This is a genomic window from Pedobacter sp. SYP-B3415, assembly GCF_004138205.1.
Classification (GTDB): Bacteria; Bacteroidota; Bacteroidia; order Sphingobacteriales; family Sphingobacteriaceae; genus Pedobacter.
Map to the genome: position 1 here is coordinate 50,520 of NZ_RXNQ01000009.1, position 17,165 is coordinate 67,684.

Genomic DNA, 17,165 nt, shown 5'->3' on the forward strand with positions numbered 1-17,165 from the left:
AAAGAGGAAAACACGCCACAATTAATTTTAAATGAATGTAATAACAAAATCGCTCGACCTGGGCGATGGAAGAACGATCGAAATTGAAACCGGTAAGCTGGCTAAACAGGCCGACGGATCGGTTGTTGTAAAAATGGGCGACACGATGTTGCTCGCTACCGTGGTCTCTGCGAAAGATGCAAAGCCAGGTGTTGATTTTCTGCCGCTTTCGGTAGACTATCAGGAAAAATATGCTGCTACCGGACGTATTCCGGGTGGTTTCCTGCGCCGGGAAGCCCGTTTATCTGACTACGAGGTTCTGATCTCACGTCTGGTAGACCGCGCATTGCGCCCTATGTTCCCTGATGATTATCATGCAGATACACAGGTCATGATCTCTTTAATTTCTGCAGACAAAAACATCATGCCTGACTGCCTTGCAGGTCTGGCGGCTTCTGCAGCGCTTGCTGTTTCAGATATCCCTTTTAACGGGCCTATCTCTGAAGTTCGTGTGGCTAAAATTGACGGGCAACTTGTTATCAATCCATTCCTGAAAGACCTGGAGCGCGCAAGCCTCGAATTTATGGTAGCTGGTTCTGCCAATGATATTGTGATGGTAGAGGGAGAAGCTGACGAAATTTCTGAAGAAGAAATGGTAGAAGCTTTGAAATTTGCCCATGAGGCCATCCGCCAGCAGTGTAAAGTTCAGCTTGAACTTCAGGAGGAGGCAGGGAAGACGTTGAAACGCCTTTACAGCCATGAAGATCATGATGAAGACCTGAAGAAAGAAGTTTACGAAAAAACCTACAATCAGGTTTATGAGGTTGCTAAAACCGCATCGAGCAAAGAAGCGCGTTCTGAGGCTTTTACGGCTATCATCAACGATTTCTTTGAAAACATGCCTGAAGATACCGAAGATCTGAGAAAAGCACTGGCTAAACATTACTATCATGATGTTCAGTATGATGCTGTGCGGAACCTGCTGCTTGATGAAGGCATCCGTCTTGACGGCCGTACCACCACGCAGATCCGCCCGATCTGGAGCGAGGTAGGTTACCTGCCTGCTGCACACGGTTCTGCGGTATTTACCCGTGGAGAAACACAATCACTTACATCTGTAACACTCGGTTCTAAAGACGATGAGCAGATGATCGATGGTGCATTCATTAACGGCTATAACAAATTTTTACTGCACTATAACTTCCCTGGTTTTTCTACCGGTGAGGTTAGGCCAAACAGGGGTGCCGGCCGCCGCGAAATCGGTCACGGTAACCTGGCTATGCGCTCGCTTAAAAAGGTGCTGCCTGATGCATCAGAAAACCCTTACACCATCCGTATCGTTTCAGATATTCTTGAATCAAACGGCTCATCTTCTATGGCTACGGTTTGCGCGGGTACACTTGCCCTGATGGATGCCGGTATCAAAATCAAAGAGCCGGTATCTGGTATTGCGATGGGATTGATTACCGACGAAAAGACCGGAAAATATGCGATCCTGTCAGATATCCTGGGCGACGAAGATCACCTTGGCGACATGGACTTCAAAGTTACCGGTACCAAAAACGGTATTGTAGCCTGCCAGATGGACCTGAAGATAAACGGACTTTCTTACGAAGTGCTTACAAAAGCGCTGAACCAGGCCAAAGACGGTCGTCTGCATATTCTCGGTGAGATGGCTAAAACCATTACCGAACCGCGTGAGGACTTCAAACCGCATGCTCCGCGTATCGTTTCACTTACTATTGATAAGGAGTTTATCGGTGCGGTGATTGGGCCAGGCGGTAAGATCATTCAGGAAATGCAGCGCGAAACCGGTGCAACCATCTCAATCGAAGAGGTTGACAACAAAGGTATCGTGGAAGTATTTGCAGACAATAAGGCGTCTATCGATGCTGCCGTTGGACGCATCCGTGCCATTGCTGCCAAACCGGAAATCGGCGAGGTATATGAAGGCAAAGTAAAATCGATCATGCCTTTCGGTGCGTTTGTTGAGATCATGCCAGGTAAAGACGGTTTGCTGCACATTTCAGAAATCGACTGGACACGCCTTGAAACTATGGACGGGGTGTTTAAGGAAGGCGAGATTCTGAAGGTAAAACTGCTTGATATTGACAAACAAGGAAAGATGAAGCTTTCCCGCAAAGTGTTGCTGCCACGGCCGCCAAAGCCAGAAGCAGCTCCTAAAGCTTAATATTTTAAAGCCGCCCCAATCCGGGCGGCTTTTCTGTTTGCCGGAAGTCCTGTTTAAATGCGATTCACACAGTTTACCGATCATAGCTGAGAAAGTACGCCGGTTGGAGGCAAATCCATATATTTACGAGATGAAACACCTTATTGCGCCGTCCATATTAGCTGCCGACTTTGGTAATCTGCAGCGTGATATAGAAATGCTGAATCACAGCGAAGCCGAATGGATACATGTTGATGTCATGGACGGAATGTTTGTTCCGAATATTTCGTTCGGGTTTCCGGTTATTGAGGCCGTAAAAAAACATGCGCGAAAACCGCTCGACGTGCACTTGATGATCGCCGATCCGGATCGTTATATAGAAAGGTTTGCAGCGGCGGGAGCTGAAGTGATCACCGTTCATTATGAGGCCTGTACACATTTGCACCGCACAATAGAAGCGATACATGCTGCCGGCTGCAAAGCCGGCGTGGCGCTGAATCCGCATACGCCCGTACAGCTGCTGGAAGACGTATTGGAATTTCTGGACCTTGCACTGATCATGTCGGTTAACCCTGGTTTTGGCGGACAGAAGTTCATACCAAACACGTATAAAAAGATCGCTGCCCTGAGGCAGCTGGCCGGCGGCAGCAGTGCAGCGCTGGTCATTGAGGTAGACGGCGGTGTAGATACTGCCAACATTGCTGCGTTAAAGAAAGCAGGTGCCAATGCCTTTGTAGCAGGCAGCGCCGTTTTTGCAGCAGAAGATCCGGCAGCAAAAATTGCCGAGCTGAATCGCACAGCAGCTGTTGCGTTTGATCTTCATGCCTGAATTTAAATCCCGGTCAGATTTCCGGACCAGATAATGGGCAGGTCCGGAGTGCCCTGCTAAACAGTCAACCTAAACCACCAAACCAATGAAAAAGATCAGTTTCTTCCTTTGTCTCGCTCTGCTGTCGGCTGGAGCATTTGCGCAGTCTGCTGCCACGTCGCGAATTATACCTATGCCGGTTTCGGTAAAACCGGGTAGCGGGCAGTTCATCCTGGACAATGCGACGGTACTTGCTGCCTCAGATGCAGAAGGCATGCGAATGGCCGATCTGCTGAATGCATACATCGTTAGCCATGCCGGTTTTGCACTGCGCGAGGTTAAGTCTGCCACTGCGGGGCAGAAGGCGATTGTTTTGACGAAAGAGGGAGCAGAGCAGCTGTCTGCGGAAGGTTACCGGATTAAAATCACAGCAAACAGGTTTACGCTGACGGGTAAAGGTGCAGGCCTGTTCTACGCTGTGCAGTCGGCCATGCAGCTTCTGCCGGAAAAGAGCGGCAGCGTGGTGAGTGTACCTGCCACAGAGATCAGTGACCAGCCACGTTTTTCTTACCGCGGCACCATGCTTGACGTTTCACGGCATTTCCAGCCTGTATCTTTTATCAAAAAATACATTGATCTCCTTGCCGCCTACAAGATCAACACATTCCACTGGCACCTGACAGATGATCAGGGCTGGCGGCTTGAAATAAAGAAATATCCGAAGCTGACCAGTGTAGGCAGTACACGTGCGGGTACAATCATTGGGCACTACCCTGGAACGGGCAACGATCTGATGCCTCATAGCGGCTTTTATACCCAGGAGCAGGCTAAAGAGGTTGTCAGGTATGCTGCAGAACGTTTTATTACGGTTGTTCCGGAAATTGAAATGCCGGGTCATGCTTCGGCTGCCATCGCAGCCTATCCGGAACTGAGCTGTTTCCCGGAACGCGATACGCCTGTAGGGCCCAAAACCGCGTGGGCGGGCTCAAGGAAAGGAAAACACGTTCAGCAAACGTTCGGGGTTTTTGATGACGTTTTTGTTCCAAGTGAAAACACCTTCAGTTTTCTGCAGAACGTACTCGATGAAGTGATTGCCATCTTCCCTTCAAAGTACATTCATATCGGCGGAGATGAGTGTCCGAAAACGTATTGGAAAGAGTCTGCATTTTGTCAGCAGCTGATGAAAGAAAAAGGGCTTAAAGATGAGCACGAGCTACAGAGTTATTTTATCCAACGCATAGAAAAATATATCAACGGCAAGGGCAGATCGATCATCGGCTGGGATGAGATACTTGAAGGCGGGCTTGCACCAAACGCTACGGTAATGAGCTGGCGTGGCGAGGCTGGCGGTATTGAAGCGGCCAAACAGAACCACGATGTTATCATGACGCCGGGTTCGCAGGGTTTGTACATTGATCATAAACAATCCAATTCGCCTGATGAGCCGGTAACCATCGGCGGCTTTGCCCCCTACACCAAAGCCTATAGTTATGATCCGGTACCAAAGGAATTGAATGATGACCAGAAAAAATACATTAAGGGGGTGCAGGCTAACCTGTGGACGGAATACATCGAACCCGGGTCAAAAATAGAATATCAGGCCCTGCCCCGGTTGCTTGCCTTATCTGAAATTGCCTGGAGCCCGGTTGCACGCAAAGACCTGAAAAACTTCTCTGAAGACCGTTTACCGCTTCACCTGGCACGGTTCGATAAAAGCGGTATTTCGTACTGGGTGCCTACGCCGGTAGGCCTGCCTGAAGGAACTATTCACGGCGATGCATTCAACATCGAGTTGAAGCAACCGGTTAAAGGTTCCAAGATCTATTATACGATCGATGGCTTCCGTCCGTCTGAAACTTCCACACCTTACGATTCAGCGATTAAAGTTGTTGTGCCCAAAGGTGAGAAGCGGATTCTCAAGACAATTGTGATTACACCGAACGGCCGCAGAAGTGTTGTAACAGAGACCATCCTGAGCAATGGGGCAACAGACGTAAAGGCTAAATAATCAGGCCGGGCGGTTTGCCGCCGCAACCAATTTTTTTTAATTTGGCAGCCGAAAGAACAGACATATGAAAGTGTTTAAATCGATTTACAGTTATCAGCATACCCTGCTTTTCGCAGCGCTGCTTTTATGTTTTGGATGTACCGAACCCAAGCCTCAGGTTCCGCGCGAAGAAAAGCCGGGGGCAGATAAAAGGGCTGCAAACAATCCGTTTAAATTCTATAAAAGCATAGAAGTGAAGCCGGGCCTTACGATTGAGGTGCTGCAGTGGGGGAAGGGTGTCGACAGTATCGGCGGTTACCTTATTTTGATGTCTGATTCGGCCAGGAATAATTTTCGTTCGCTTGCCGCAGAACGCGAAGGCATCATAACTGATGCATGGAATATGGACCTTGATACCGATGGCAATCCGGAAATTTATATCCAGCTGCTCAGTAAAAAGAATGTATCTGATCTTACGGTCTACGAATTTTCAGGCAACAACTTTAATAAGATTACGTTTCCCGGCTTGCCCAGTAAGAAGGGCTATGCCGGCGATGACAGGTTTACAATAAAAAACGGCGATCTGTATCGTTCTTATCCTGTACAGGCCGACCCGGCCGATACCACATTGAAGACCGGGACTACCCGGGAGTTCCTGTATGTGCTTCGCGGCAACCGGTTTTCGGTAGGCGAGGTTGACGAAAAGAAACCCTGATGAAGACGCCGGAGCGGTTTACGTTTACGGCCAGGCTACGTAGTTTTTATTATGCGTGGTCTGGAATACGTAAACTGTTCTGGGCTGAACATAACATGCGTATCCATCTGGCCTGCGCTGTAGTGGCGATAATCGTGGGTGCTGCGCTCAAGATTTCAATACATGACTGGATCATCATTACCGGTTGCATTGCCGGCGTATTTATTGCCGAAGCATTTAATACAGCGATTGAGAAATTATGCAATGTGGTACACCCTGAAAGGCATCCCGGAATAGGAAGCGTGAAAGATATCAGCGCAGCTGCTGTTCTTATCGCCGCAGTGGCGGCATTCATTACGGGCATGCTTGTGTTTCTGCCTTATCTGGCTGCTATTTTTCGGTAATATAATTTTCGTACCGCCAGTTAGCGATGATCTCGTCCCATTGCGCCTGTTTTTTGAAATTGTTTCCGTGGCCGGTTTCTTCATCATACCGCTTTTGCATTTCATCGAAGTATTTCCCGACCTCATCAGCAAGCGTTGCAATTTCCTTTTTATAGGTTTCCACGCGGTACGTGCGGTTTTCCATAACACGTTTGGCCTCACGGTACATGAGATAATGAATGTCGGCATGTCCCTGTTCATGATGAAGCAGCTGATCGCTTACTGCCTGGTTACGAATCCGCTCGGGTTTAACCCATGACTTGTTCTTATCCATGCCAAAAAGCTGGCTGAAACGAACTTCAAGGCGGCCGTTCACGATTCTGGCTTTGTATTCATAGTGCCAGCGCAATACAGTCAGGGCTGCAAAGGGAGAATTGTAGTCCGGTTTTCCGCGAAAATGGGTTTTCCAGGAAAGCTTTTCGGGATAAACTTCCTGAGCCGGCCGGAAAGAAACAAAAAGGAGTGCCAGCACTGAAAAAGCGAACAAATGGCTGATTAACCGGTGATACATGTTCTGAAAACGGAGATATGGCGCCGTTCACTACAGCTAACGTTATTTTTCGTGAAATTGTTCGCTGATCCGTTCGAACTTACCAATGAGCAGGCCGATCCTTTCCTTCTCGCGTTTGATTACGGCTTTGCGGAGAATGGTCGAGCAAAAGACCATCCAGCCGAGCGTAATCCCGATCAATGCAACCTGCATCCAAATCGGGAAGTATTCCAGTATCTCATAGAGGTAAAAAAGAATACCGACAGAAAGCGCAAACGTATAAAACCAGTAGAGTGAATTATAAAGCCTTAACCTGTTTAACTGGTAAATCTTCAGCGTTCCCAGAAATGCATGCGGATGCTGGGTGTAGTTGCTTTTGGCTATCAGCCGGTAGTCTGCGATCAGGATGCCTGTAAATACAAGAATAGTAAAGATGGTGATCGCAAGACCTGCATAACTGGTCCAGGACTGAAAGTCGTAAAAAGCGGGAATAAATCCGATGATGACAGCAGAAATCAGCATACCGGCAATATTTGCTATTGATCGGGTTTTTAGCGAATTCACTTCCCTCTTGGCTTGCCTGAGCATCTCATCGGCAGTGAGCTTCACCTCTACTTCATGTCCCTGCCACAGTGCCTGTAATTGATCAAACTCTTGCATATCTATTGTATAATTCTGTCAATTTCTGTTTAATGCGGTGAATTTTGACCCGCAGGTTGCCTTCGCTGATGCCGGAGATTTCGGCAATCTCATTGTAGGGCAATTCATCAAGTACCATGGTAATGATCAGACGATCATTTTCTTCCAATTGGGAAATACATTTGTACAACAAGGCGACCTGTTCGTTTTTTTCAGAGAACTCTTCAGCTTTCTCTTCTATGATGTTTGGCGTTAATTCATCTTTTGCCTGTCGTTTCTCAGATCGCAGATAAGTGAGACAGGTGTTTACGGCAATCCGGTAGATCCAGGTAGAAATAAGCGACTTGTTTCTGAACTTATCAAGATTTTGCCAGACTTTCAGAAATGTTTCCTGCAGAAGGTCGTTCGCAGCGTCCTGATCGCCGGTATAACCGTAGCACAAATGGAAGATCTTTTTCGAGTTCGAATCAAATATTTGTTTAAATAATTTGTCTTTTTGCTCCATTCAGGGTTGCGGTATGCAGTTTCGACAAATATAGAAGAGAATTGTTACAATTATCTTCAGGCTGAGGGTATTTATTGTTTGTTGCCATGCAGCAAATAATTACTTTTGCAACCTTACCAAACTTATTGACATAAAAAAAGCTGCAGGGTGCCGCTGTGTAAGTGTTACTTACAAGCTTCTTTCCCGGATGCTGCCTGATTAAAGAACAGACCTTCGGCGAATCTTCTGCCCGGCCCGGGCGATAAGCATTACCGGTAATGGTCAAAAAGCATATCAAATGAAAAAAAAGCGCGTCGGTATTTTCACACTTGTTGCCGTTACCCTGGCTATTCTGGTTGCTGTTCTGAAAGACTTTAACCTTGCGGAAGTTCCCGACCAGGTCATGATGATCGTGCGCTGGAGCCTGGCACTTATTCTGGTCTTTTATGCCTATACGCGAAAAAATCTGACCACCTGGATCCTGGTCTGCATGGCATTGGGCATCTTTGTCGGGATTGATTATCCGCATGTTGCAATTGCGCTGCAGCCGCTTAGCAAAGGTTTCATCAAGCTTGTCAAAACGATTGTCGGGCCTATCCTTTTCGCCACGCTGGTCTATGGCATTGCCGGTCATAATGACCTCAAACAGGTTGGCCGCATGGGCTGGAAGTCGCTGGTTTATTTTTATTCTGCTACAACCATCGCCCTGTTTATAGGCCTTGCCGCTATTAACATTTCGCAGGCAGGGGTAGGGGTAGACATTTCACACATACCGCAAACGGAGCTGCCTAAGCCTGCCGTAGACCCGGCAGACGCAAGCATCCTGGCGCAGCTGCCTGAGAATGTGCACTGGCTCTACAAAACCCTGTCATTTTTCAGGAATGTCTTTCCCGAAAACGTAGCAAAAGCGGTGTATGATGCTCAGGTCTTGCAGATCGTGATCTTTTCGGTGCTGTTCGGTATCGGCCTGGCCATGCTGGATGAAAAAAAGAAGAAGCCGCTGCTCGACTTCTGCGAAAGTCTTGCTGAAACCATGTTCAAGTTTACAAACCTGATCATGTACTTTGCGCCAATCGGCGTTGGTGCGGCTATGGCCTATACCGTAGGGCACATGGGGGTAGACATCCTTAAAAATCTTTTTATGCTGGTGGCTACGCTGTACCTGGCGCTTATTGCCTTCCTGCTTATCGTTTTGCTGCCCATTGCCCTTTACCTGCGTATCCCGATTCTGAAATTTGTAAATGCGATCAAGGAGCCTGTATCCATTGCCTTTGCAACCACAAGTTCTGATGCTGCGCTGCCCAAAGCAATGAGTGCCATGGAAAAGTTTGGCGTGCCGCGGAAGATCGTTTCATTTGTTATTCCGACCGGCTATAGTTTTAATCTTGACGGGACAACCCTATACCTGAGTCTCGCTTCGATCTTTGTTGCCCAGGCTGCGGGTATGCACCTTAGTTTCGGACAGCAGTTACTCATCGTATTCACGCTCATGATCAGCAGTAAGGGTGTTGCAGCAATTCCCCGCGCGTCACTCATCATCCTGATCGCTACCGCAGACCAATTCGGTCTGCCAACGTTTATCATTGCTGCCATCCTGGGCGTAGATGAACTGATGGATATGGCCCGCACCTCCGTGAATGTGATCGGCAACTGCCTTGCTACGGTTGTGATAGCCAAATGGGAGGGCGAATTCAACGAAAATCCTGAAGAAATTCAATCCGTATAATCATGTCTGCAAAAACCAAAAAGATCTTTCTTGCTCTGACTATCATTGTTCCGTTTCTGGCGTATTGCATCATCTATTACGCACCTATGATCAGGAATGCACCGTTCAGGTCAAAGGATTTTGTGTCATTTCAATACAGCTACGGACTGAACGCGGTGCCCGAGAACAGATATGATAGCAAGACCGGCGATTATACCTACCTAAACAGCAAGGATTCTGTGATCAGGGCCAATGTAAAACTGCGGAAAAACGACATCATCTATATCCATAATAAAGCGAACGAGCTTGGATTGTGGAATTTTCCCGAGCTGATCGCCAATCCGGGGACAGATACAGCGAGTTCAAAGGCGCTGCGGTACCACATCGTTTTTAAGTACAGGACCAAGACAAAAAAAGTGACCTATTTCGACGATTACCGTGGCAGTGAGAAACTGCGGGATGCCGCCCGGCAAATGTTCAAGGTCATTGATCAAAGCCTGAGCGACGCTGAGGAGCGTTACGGGAAGCAGGCCCATTAGCCTGAAGACCAGCAGTCCATTCATAAATTTTCGTATATTTACGAAGCAATCGTAAATATGGAAAAGCTCACGATACAGGAGGAAGAGGCCATGCAGGCCGTTTGGCAGCATGGTGCAGGTTTTATAAAGGATTTTATGGCGTTACTGCCTGAGCCTAAACCTCCGTATACCACCCTTGCATCTACCATCAAAAACCTGGAAAAAAAAGGTTTTCTGAAAAGTGAACGCTTTGCAAATGCCAACCGGTACAGTGCTAAAGTAAAGGAGGCAGATTATAAAAAGCGGTTTATGAACGGTTTTGTGAGCGATTACTTCCAGAATTCGTATAAAGAACTTGTTGCTTTTTTTGCGCGCGATAAAAAGATCAGTGCGGAAGAGTTGAAAGAAATCATTAATCTGATTGAAAATCCTGAAAAGGAATAGGCTATTTTAAATCTGAACTTATGCCACAACTACTTCTCAGCCTGCTCAAAATTAATCTTGTGCTGCTCTTGTTTGCCGGGGTGTATTATCTCGCGCTTCGGAAATTAACCTTTTATGGTCTGAACCGGGCATTTCTTCTTTTTGGAATTGCTTTTTCGACAGTTTATCCATTCGTAGACCTGACAGAATTTTTTCAGCGGCGGCAAACCATCCCGCATGGCGTAGCATCTTACGTTCCGCAGGTGCATCAACTGAGCGCGGCGACCGGCGCGGTTGATATATGGCAGGTCTTGCTTGTCATCTTTTACTTCGGTGCAATTATCATGGCATTTCGTCTGTTCATGCAGCTTTTTTCGCTGTATCGCATTCACCGCCGCTCTATGCCCAGCCAAATGAACAGTCAGCCGGTACGTTTGCTGCGTGATCCGTTGAGTCCGTTTTCTTTCTGGCAGACCATTTACATACACCCCGGACTGCATAAGCGTGAGGAACTGAAAACAATTATTGAGCACGAAAAGGTGCATGTAAAAGAATGGCATACCGCAGATATTTTGCTGGCCGAGCTTAGCCTGGTTTGTTACTGGTTTAATCCCGGGGTCTGGATGATGAAAAGGGCGGTAAAGGAAAACATCGAATTCATTACCGATGCCCGGCTTCTGAAAAGTGGCCTGGATCGGAAAACATACCAGTATAGCCTGCTTGATGCGGGAACTCTGCGGCCGGCTGTATCGCTTGTCAATAATTTTAACCTGTCAGATCTCAGGAAGCGTATCAAAATGATGAATGCAAAAAGGTCCTCGCCTGTAAAACTCTCATTTTATATCATCGCTTTGCCGTTACTTCTTTGTATTACCCTGGCCTTCACCATTTCAGCAAAAAAGCAAGCCGTTGCCGAACGGGCTGCCGGATATGTACAGCAGCAACAGCCTGTACGAGTAAATGAAGGTGCCGGGCGGGTGGCACCAGCTATCGGCAGGGGATCCCGTGCCGACAGGAAAAAGAATGCCGTATCGGCTAACGGGGCTGCACAGCAACCAGGGGTGTCATTTGTTCATCGTATCAGCTTAACCAGTTCAGATAGCGTGCCGGCAGATCGGAGTCCTGAGAAATTAATCATTATGGCGCGTGCCGCGATCGGTAAGAGCGCGTCCGGCAGAAAGCAATTTTTGGTCTTTGCAGATTCGGTGCAGCATCTCAAAACAGGCGTTGGACAGGTCAGGGTTACTTATTTAAGAAAGGGACATGTTGATGATGCAAACGAAGACGACACGCTGATTGAAAAAAAGATCGCAACACACGTCTATCACAATCAGGATAGCACAGCAAACGTTCCGGTAACATATGTTGTCAGCAAAAATTCCACAAAACTTTTGAATCTTTCAGACGAGCTAAAACCTGAGCAGATAAAGTCCATCCGTATTGAAACAGCCGATAAGGGTGGCCGGAAAATCAAAATTTATCTCCATCAGAAAGAGGAGCAGCGATAGTTGTCACTGCTCATCTTTTCAGAAATTGAAGGCTGCCCGCAACATAGCAACGCGGCCGGGGATGTTGTATACGCCGCTGGTATAAGCATTGGCAGAAAGGTAAATGGCTTCGAATGTCCGTACGTTGGCCAGGTTGGTAACGCCGAACTCCAGGTCGGTTTTTAATTTCGGAATGCGGTATTTAACCGACGCATCTGCGAAAATATAGCGCAGATCGGGTTGCGCTGACTGGCGCGTCAGGATATGTTCTCCGGAAAGATTAAGGAAAACGTTTCTTCGCAGCGTCAGTGCCAGGGTTGATAACTGCCTGATTTGCTGGACACGCGTATTGATTGCGTTTTCTGCCTTTGCCTTATTAAAGCTGGTGGTATAGTTCAGGTCATAAGACCAGGTTATAATGCCACCGATGCGGCTTTCGAAACCGGCTTTTCCGGTGTACACATTTGCGGTATAGGGCAGCAGCTGGCTGTTTTGTAACTGGTTGTAGTCGCTGCTGCTGAAACTTCCGCCGGCATTAACCGTGCTTTTTAGGGCGAACAAGTATTTGCTTGCATTTGCACTAAGGTTCGTTGTACGTACATGGTTGGAGAGTGGAAGCACGATACGCTGCTGAATGCTGTTGCTGAGCAAAAATGAAGATATTGTATTTAACCTGGTGTCTGAATACCCTGCCTGTACATTCAGAAAAAACATCTGCACGGCCTTGCGAAAACTGAAGGTGGCATTTGCACTGTGCGTGCTGGCTTCAGGGATGTCTGCATTGTTCGCAAAAAGCGAACGGTAGTTGCGTAAAACTGTACCCCGGTACACATCGTCCAGGTTGCCGAGTGTGTTTCCGAAACTGTAATTGGCCGTGACGTAGTTCTCTATCCCGGTGTTATACTTCAGGTTGAAAGACGGGTTGATCAAAAATCGTTGATAAGACTTGTCCAGATCATGAAGGGCATCATTGTAATCAATCCCGTTATAACTTAAGGGAACTGTTAGACTTGCCTTTAGTTTTTCTCCTGCATATTCATAAATCCCGGAAGCGTACAATTTGTGCCTGAGCCAGTCGAGATCGTTTTGAGCATTCGCTGCCGCGACTTCCTGCTGGTCATGCTGCAAGAGCTGCAGGTCTGATACGAGTCGCTGTTTCTGCAATTGAAATCCGGCGCGGTATGTTTGCGTAAAGGCGCCTTTAACGAGTGCAAAAGATGCCGAATTATTTGTGAAAAGTGTAGGTATACGCAGACTTTGTTCGATCCCGGCGTAGGGAAGACCGCCATTAAGCACACCGGCATTAAGTCCCGGGCTTACACGCAAAGTTTCCGACTGACCGGACGCGCTTAGGTACGAATAGAAATTAACCACCCTGCCCGACCTGAATTTCTTGCGAAAGCTGAATTCATTTGAGAATTCATAGGGATGCTGATACAACTGCTGCCCCGCCTGTTGCTGGTTCATAACCAGCGAAGCGCGGTTCGTGTATGGTGCGTATTCTGCAAGCAGGGTGTTCTCAAGGTAACTGTCTTCTGCATTTTCAAGTACACTGAACCGGCCGCTTAGCCGCTGCGGATTCATGTTGCTGCCCTGTTGTTCGGTATAAGAGATGGTTTGCCCCGGCAGATAGGTCTCTGAAACCTTGCTGTAATCCTGGAATCGCTGGTCATACAGGTAAGAAACGTTTGCTTTGACCTGCAAATCCGTGCCCATCTTATATAGGTTATTCAGGTTAATCAGCCCGGCTTTGTTATAGAGCGACCTGCTCTGGGGAAGGGTTGGTACAGCGGCAGCACCGGCCGAAAGGAGGGAGGCGGGTTTGTTATTTTCCACGCGGCGCTGGTAGTCGCCCATGTTGTGCCCGATCAGATCAATGCCAGGGTCGCTGCCTATATTGTTTCCTTTCAGGTTGTTTACGAATTTCAGGTTTTTCCGGAAAAGCATGGCCGTCAAACTTTCGTCGAAGCGGCCGGGTGTGCCTGCACCGAGACGCGCATCGCCCATCAGTTTTAGCCTGGCCTCATCCTTTAGTACGAGGTTCAGAGCAACATCATCACTCATGTTGTTTTTTCGCAGCATTTTAACCGGCTGGTCGTTGCTTATCACCTGCACTTTTTCTACTGCCCCCTGTGGGATGCTTTTTGTGCCGATGTTGTACTTATCATCAAGCACGTTGTCCCCGTCTATGTAAAAATTGGAGATCGCTTTGCCGTTGTAGCTGATCTTCCCATTTTCAGCAACCTCAATACCGGGCATTTTCTTCAGTACATCGCCGATGCTGCGGTCCTGGTTTCCGGCAAAATCACTCGTCCGGTAGTTGAGTGTATCACCATTTACGGTCAGCGAGGGCCTGTTTTTTACCTCCACGGTTTTCAGGTCTATCTCAGCCTCCTGCAATTGAAAATCATAAACGGTTCTGCGGGGCTCGAGTGGAACGGCCATTTTTTTATAGCCGATGCTGCTGGCTTCAATCTTTGCACTGCCCGCTGTACCTGCTGTTTCGAGCGTATACTTGCCTTTTATATCGCTGCGCGCGAAGCTGATGATATCGCCCGACGCGCTTTTGACTGTCAGGCTTACCGCCGGAAGAGCTTTGCCTTTCGTGTCTGTTACCCGGCCTGAAACAGATTGCTGCGCGTATGCTGAAGTGGCCAGGGCAAACAGCGCCAGCAGGATGAGAACCGGCCGGCTCATTTCTCGCTCAGTTCAATCGGGTTATTCACAGCCGGTTTAACAGGCTTGACGCCATCCGGCAAACTACGGCTGATTTTGAAGTTACCTTTCATGCCCTGGGCAGCCATTTGAGCGCTTAAAAATCCTTCAGGATCCTTTTCATATGCCGTCTTTAACTTGTCCAGTTCTGAGCGTGTGCTGCGGATTGCATTGGCGGGCAGTTTAATCTCATTTCCAAGGTATTCTTCCGTATCGATCCCAACCAATTTGACAGCTGTTCCTGTACCAGTGTTCTGGCTTTCGGCTGCGCCGGATGAAGGGGCTACCTTCTCCAGCCCGGCAAACTTGAACGAAACCTCTTTTGCGGCGTCGTATGCTTCAACAATGAGCCCCGGTAGCCCGTTCAATTTCCACGGACCGCTGCTGAATGGCAGTTCGGGCGCAAACCAAACCGTCCAGTCCCGGCCCTTAAAGCGTGCGGTAGCTTTCTGACAGAGCAGACCGGAAAAACTTGCGGTATCTTTTGAGATTTTCCAGTTGATGCGTGGTATAGGCTCCTCGATCAGGTAATTATTAAAGATGCGTTCCTTGATGATCAGTTTTCCTTCGTTTGAAAACCTGAAATAATCGATCTGGCTTACAGGGCGGGTTTCGCGGTTTTGTACCCTGATGTTTGTAGCGCTGCCAGCCTGGTTGCTGATCTGTTCCTGAATTTGCTGTCTGAGTGCGGCACTCCGGTTGATCTTGTCGTAACTTGTATACACCGACGCATTCTGTCCGGTGATGAGCAGCATATTTTCGGTGTAAGGTTTGTCACGCTGGGTTGTGTCGCGTACATGGGTAAATGTATAGCGAACACGGGCAAGGGCCTTGTCGGGCTGTTGCGCCCATGCTGAATAACTGAGAACGGTCATCAGTGCAAGTTGAATAAGATTTTTCTTCATGGTTGTCTATTTAATTTTCGTAAAACTACGATAATCTCGTAGAAAAGAAAATGCGTTAACGTTTTTTAACTTTTGATCGCATGAGCAGTTATGATCGCACGGCCTGCTTATTCAAAACCCGGTAGCGGTTGACTGGTGTGGAACGGGGGGGGGTGGGGGCGTGCCTGGGTACAGGCAGGTATGTATAGCCCTGATGGCAGCGGCAGCCCCGACGGAGGAGGCTATAGCGAACAGCAGGACCGGCGCTAACCGGGGGAATGGCCCTGCGCTTCGGGGAAAGAGCCTGACCCGGCCTGGCTAAGGGTGAATCGTAGTATCGCAGGGGGCATTGAGCGTAAAGTATTGAGCATCTGCAATCTGTACCAAATCAGGGTGATGGAAGAAATTTGTTAAGGAGCTTGTTTGTTCTGTGGAATAGTTCTATATTTGCACCTCACAAAAATTAGTTAAAAAATAATTCTAACAATGTACGCAATAGTAGATATAGCCGGACAGCAATTTAAGGTTGCAAAAGACCAACACCTTTTTGTACACAGACTGCAGGGAGATGAAGGCGCTAGTATTGAATTTGACAATGTATTGTTGGTTGATAACGGTGGTGAAATTTCTGTAGGTGCTCCTGCAGTTAAAGGCGCAAAGGTATCAGCTAAGATCGTGTCTCATTTAAAAGGTGACAAAGTGATCGTTTTCCACAAGAAACGTAGAAAAGGTTACAAAAAGAAAAATGGTCACCGCCAGTATTTCACCAAAATCCAGATCGAAGGAATTACTTTATAATATTGTTTAACTTTTGCCGGTTTGTTCCGGCAATATACATACTAAGAAATGGCACATAAAAAAGGAGCCGGTAGTTCGAAGAACGGACGCGAATCGCACAGCAAACGTTTAGGTATCAAAATTTTCGGTGGTCAGGAAGCGATCGCCGGTAACATCCTGGTTCGTCAGCGTGGTACCAAACACCACCCCGATAAAGGTGTAGGTATTGGTAAAGACCACACATTGTTTGCACTGGTTGACGGTACCGTGGTATTCAGGAAAAAAGCAGATAACAAATCATATGTTTCTGTTCTTCCTGCAGCTGTAAAAGAAGAAGTAGCAGTAGCGCCTGCAAAAGCGCCTAAGGCAGCAGCTGAAGCTAAACCAGCCAAAGCAGCCGCACCTGCAGAGGAAGTTGCACCTGAAACGACAGAAGCTGCTGCAGCACCTGCAGAAGAGTCTGCTGAATAAGTTTCAGAGAATCATACAGAGAACCGGGCAAGTCCCGGTTTTTTTATGCGCTCTGAATTGGGGGAACAGCCGATAGTATATAGATATTCGTAGTTCGTATTTAGACGTGGTGCAAAACCCCTGAAGCGCACAGGGCTTTCAACTTTTCACTTTTGACTTTTAACTTAGAGCAGTCTTTCATCCTTTTTCTTTTTTCTTTGGTCTGTCTGCGCAAACGTTCGCCGCCGCTTCGTCGCAGGGGATCCCTCGACGTTGCAATCACACAAGATAGGAATTACGCAAACGCGCTTCGGGATGACGGCGTGGGGGAAGGCAGTGGGGCTTGGCGGCTGAGGGGTTAGGCACCTAGGTCCTGACTCATGATTCAGTGTTGTCCGGTAAACCGAAAAAAAGTGCATAAAAAAAGGGGCCGAAGCCCCCTATAGTTTTTAGATTTGGAGTTACCACACAACAAAAATAAACTATGCCTAAAAGTACATTTTTTACCGGAC

The 17,165-nt window shown here is 47.7% G+C and carries 16 protein-coding genes; 11 read left to right on the forward strand and 5 right to left on the reverse strand.

What is annotated here, in order from left to right; all coding sequences use genetic code 11:
* Positions 1-31: 31 nt before the first annotated feature.
* The 5 genes from pnp (at position 32) to EJV45_RS05630 (ending at position 6,042) form a co-directional block, all read left to right on the forward strand.
* Entirely contained in the window at positions 32-2,170 is a 2,139-nt protein-coding gene (gene pnp / locus EJV45_RS05610) for a polyribonucleotide nucleotidyltransferase (protein ID WP_129714686.1), read from the forward strand.
* A gap of 130 nt (positions 2,171-2,300) precedes the next feature.
* Complete coding sequence (gene rpe / locus EJV45_RS05615) at positions 2,301-2,978, forward strand: ribulose-phosphate 3-epimerase (RefSeq protein WP_129714687.1); 678 nt, start codon at positions 2,301-2,303, stop codon at positions 2,976-2,978.
* Positions 2,979-3,063: 85 nt separating this feature from the next.
* On the forward strand, positions 3,064-4,965 hold the full coding sequence (locus EJV45_RS05620) for a beta-N-acetylhexosaminidase (RefSeq protein ID WP_129714688.1): 1,902 nt from the start codon (positions 3,064-3,066) through the stop codon (positions 4,963-4,965).
* A gap of 64 nt (positions 4,966-5,029) precedes the next feature.
* Positions 5,030-5,659: a hypothetical protein gene (locus EJV45_RS05625; protein WP_129714689.1), complete on the forward strand. Its 630-nt coding sequence runs from the start codon at positions 5,030-5,032 to the stop codon at positions 5,657-5,659.
* Positions 5,659-6,042, forward strand: coding sequence for a diacylglycerol kinase family protein (locus EJV45_RS05630; RefSeq protein WP_129714690.1), 384 nt, complete (start codon positions 5,659-5,661; stop codon positions 6,040-6,042). The genes EJV45_RS05625 and EJV45_RS05630 overlap by 1 nt, the downstream gene beginning before the upstream one ends.
* Here the strand turns inward: EJV45_RS05630 and EJV45_RS05635 are convergent.
* Genes EJV45_RS05635 through EJV45_RS05645 form a run of 3 tightly spaced genes read right to left on the reverse strand, consistent with a single transcriptional unit; the run spans position 6,029 to position 7,715 of the window.
* Positions 6,029-6,592 (reverse strand): DUF922 domain-containing protein, encoded by a 564-nt coding sequence (locus EJV45_RS05635; RefSeq protein WP_129714691.1) that lies wholly within the window; start codon positions 6,590-6,592, stop codon positions 6,029-6,031. The genes EJV45_RS05630 and EJV45_RS05635 overlap by 14 nt on opposite strands.
* Before the next feature lie 42 nt (positions 6,593-6,634).
* A complete protein-coding gene (locus EJV45_RS05640) occupies positions 6,635-7,231 on the reverse strand; it encodes a hypothetical protein (protein ID WP_129714692.1) in 597 nt (198 codons plus the stop codon).
* A complete protein-coding gene (locus tag EJV45_RS05645; RefSeq protein ID WP_107214747.1) occupies positions 7,218-7,715 on the reverse strand; it encodes an RNA polymerase sigma factor in 498 nt (165 codons plus the stop codon). The genes EJV45_RS05640 and EJV45_RS05645 overlap by 14 nt, the downstream gene beginning before the upstream one ends.
* A gap of 277 nt (positions 7,716-7,992) precedes the next feature.
* Here EJV45_RS05645 and EJV45_RS05650 point away from each other — a divergent pair, with 277 nt between their 5' ends.
* The 4 genes from EJV45_RS05650 to EJV45_RS05665 are packed head-to-tail and all read left to right on the forward strand — an operon-like array spanning position 7,993 to position 11,848.
* Entirely contained in the window at positions 7,993-9,420 is a 1,428-nt protein-coding gene (locus EJV45_RS05650) for a dicarboxylate/amino acid:cation symporter (RefSeq protein WP_129714693.1), read from the forward strand.
* 2 nt (positions 9,421-9,422) lie between these two features.
* Entirely contained in the window at positions 9,423-9,938 is a 516-nt protein-coding gene (locus EJV45_RS05655) for a hypothetical protein (protein ID WP_129714694.1), read from the forward strand.
* A 57-nt stretch (positions 9,939-9,995) separates the two neighbouring features.
* Complete coding sequence (locus EJV45_RS05660) at positions 9,996-10,361, forward strand: BlaI/MecI/CopY family transcriptional regulator (RefSeq protein ID WP_129714695.1); 366 nt, start codon at positions 9,996-9,998, stop codon at positions 10,359-10,361.
* Positions 10,362-10,381: 20 nt separating this feature from the next.
* Positions 10,382-11,848, forward strand: a complete 1,467-nt coding sequence (locus EJV45_RS05665; RefSeq protein WP_129714696.1) for a M56 family metallopeptidase — start codon at positions 10,382-10,384, stop codon at positions 11,846-11,848.
* An 18-nt stretch (positions 11,849-11,866) separates the two neighbouring features.
* Here the strand turns inward: EJV45_RS05665 and EJV45_RS05670 are convergent, their stop codons facing one another.
* Positions 11,867-14,524 (reverse strand): carboxypeptidase-like regulatory domain-containing protein, encoded by a 2,658-nt coding sequence (locus EJV45_RS05670; protein ID WP_129714697.1) that lies wholly within the window; start codon positions 14,522-14,524, stop codon positions 11,867-11,869.
* Positions 14,521-15,447 (reverse strand): GLPGLI family protein, encoded by a 927-nt coding sequence (locus tag EJV45_RS05675; protein WP_129714698.1) that lies wholly within the window; start codon positions 15,445-15,447, stop codon positions 14,521-14,523. The genes EJV45_RS05670 and EJV45_RS05675 overlap by 4 nt, the downstream gene beginning before the upstream one ends.
* Before the next feature lie 465 nt (positions 15,448-15,912).
* Here EJV45_RS05675 and rplU point away from each other — a divergent pair, with 465 nt between their 5' ends.
* Positions 15,913-16,224, forward strand: coding sequence for a 50S ribosomal protein L21 (gene rplU, locus EJV45_RS05680; protein WP_129714699.1), 312 nt, complete (start codon positions 15,913-15,915; stop codon positions 16,222-16,224).
* 48 nt (positions 16,225-16,272) lie between these two features.
* Positions 16,273-16,674, forward strand: a complete 402-nt coding sequence (gene rpmA / locus EJV45_RS05685) for a 50S ribosomal protein L27 (protein WP_129714700.1) — start codon at positions 16,273-16,275, stop codon at positions 16,672-16,674.
* Positions 16,675-17,165: the final 491 nt, after the last annotated feature.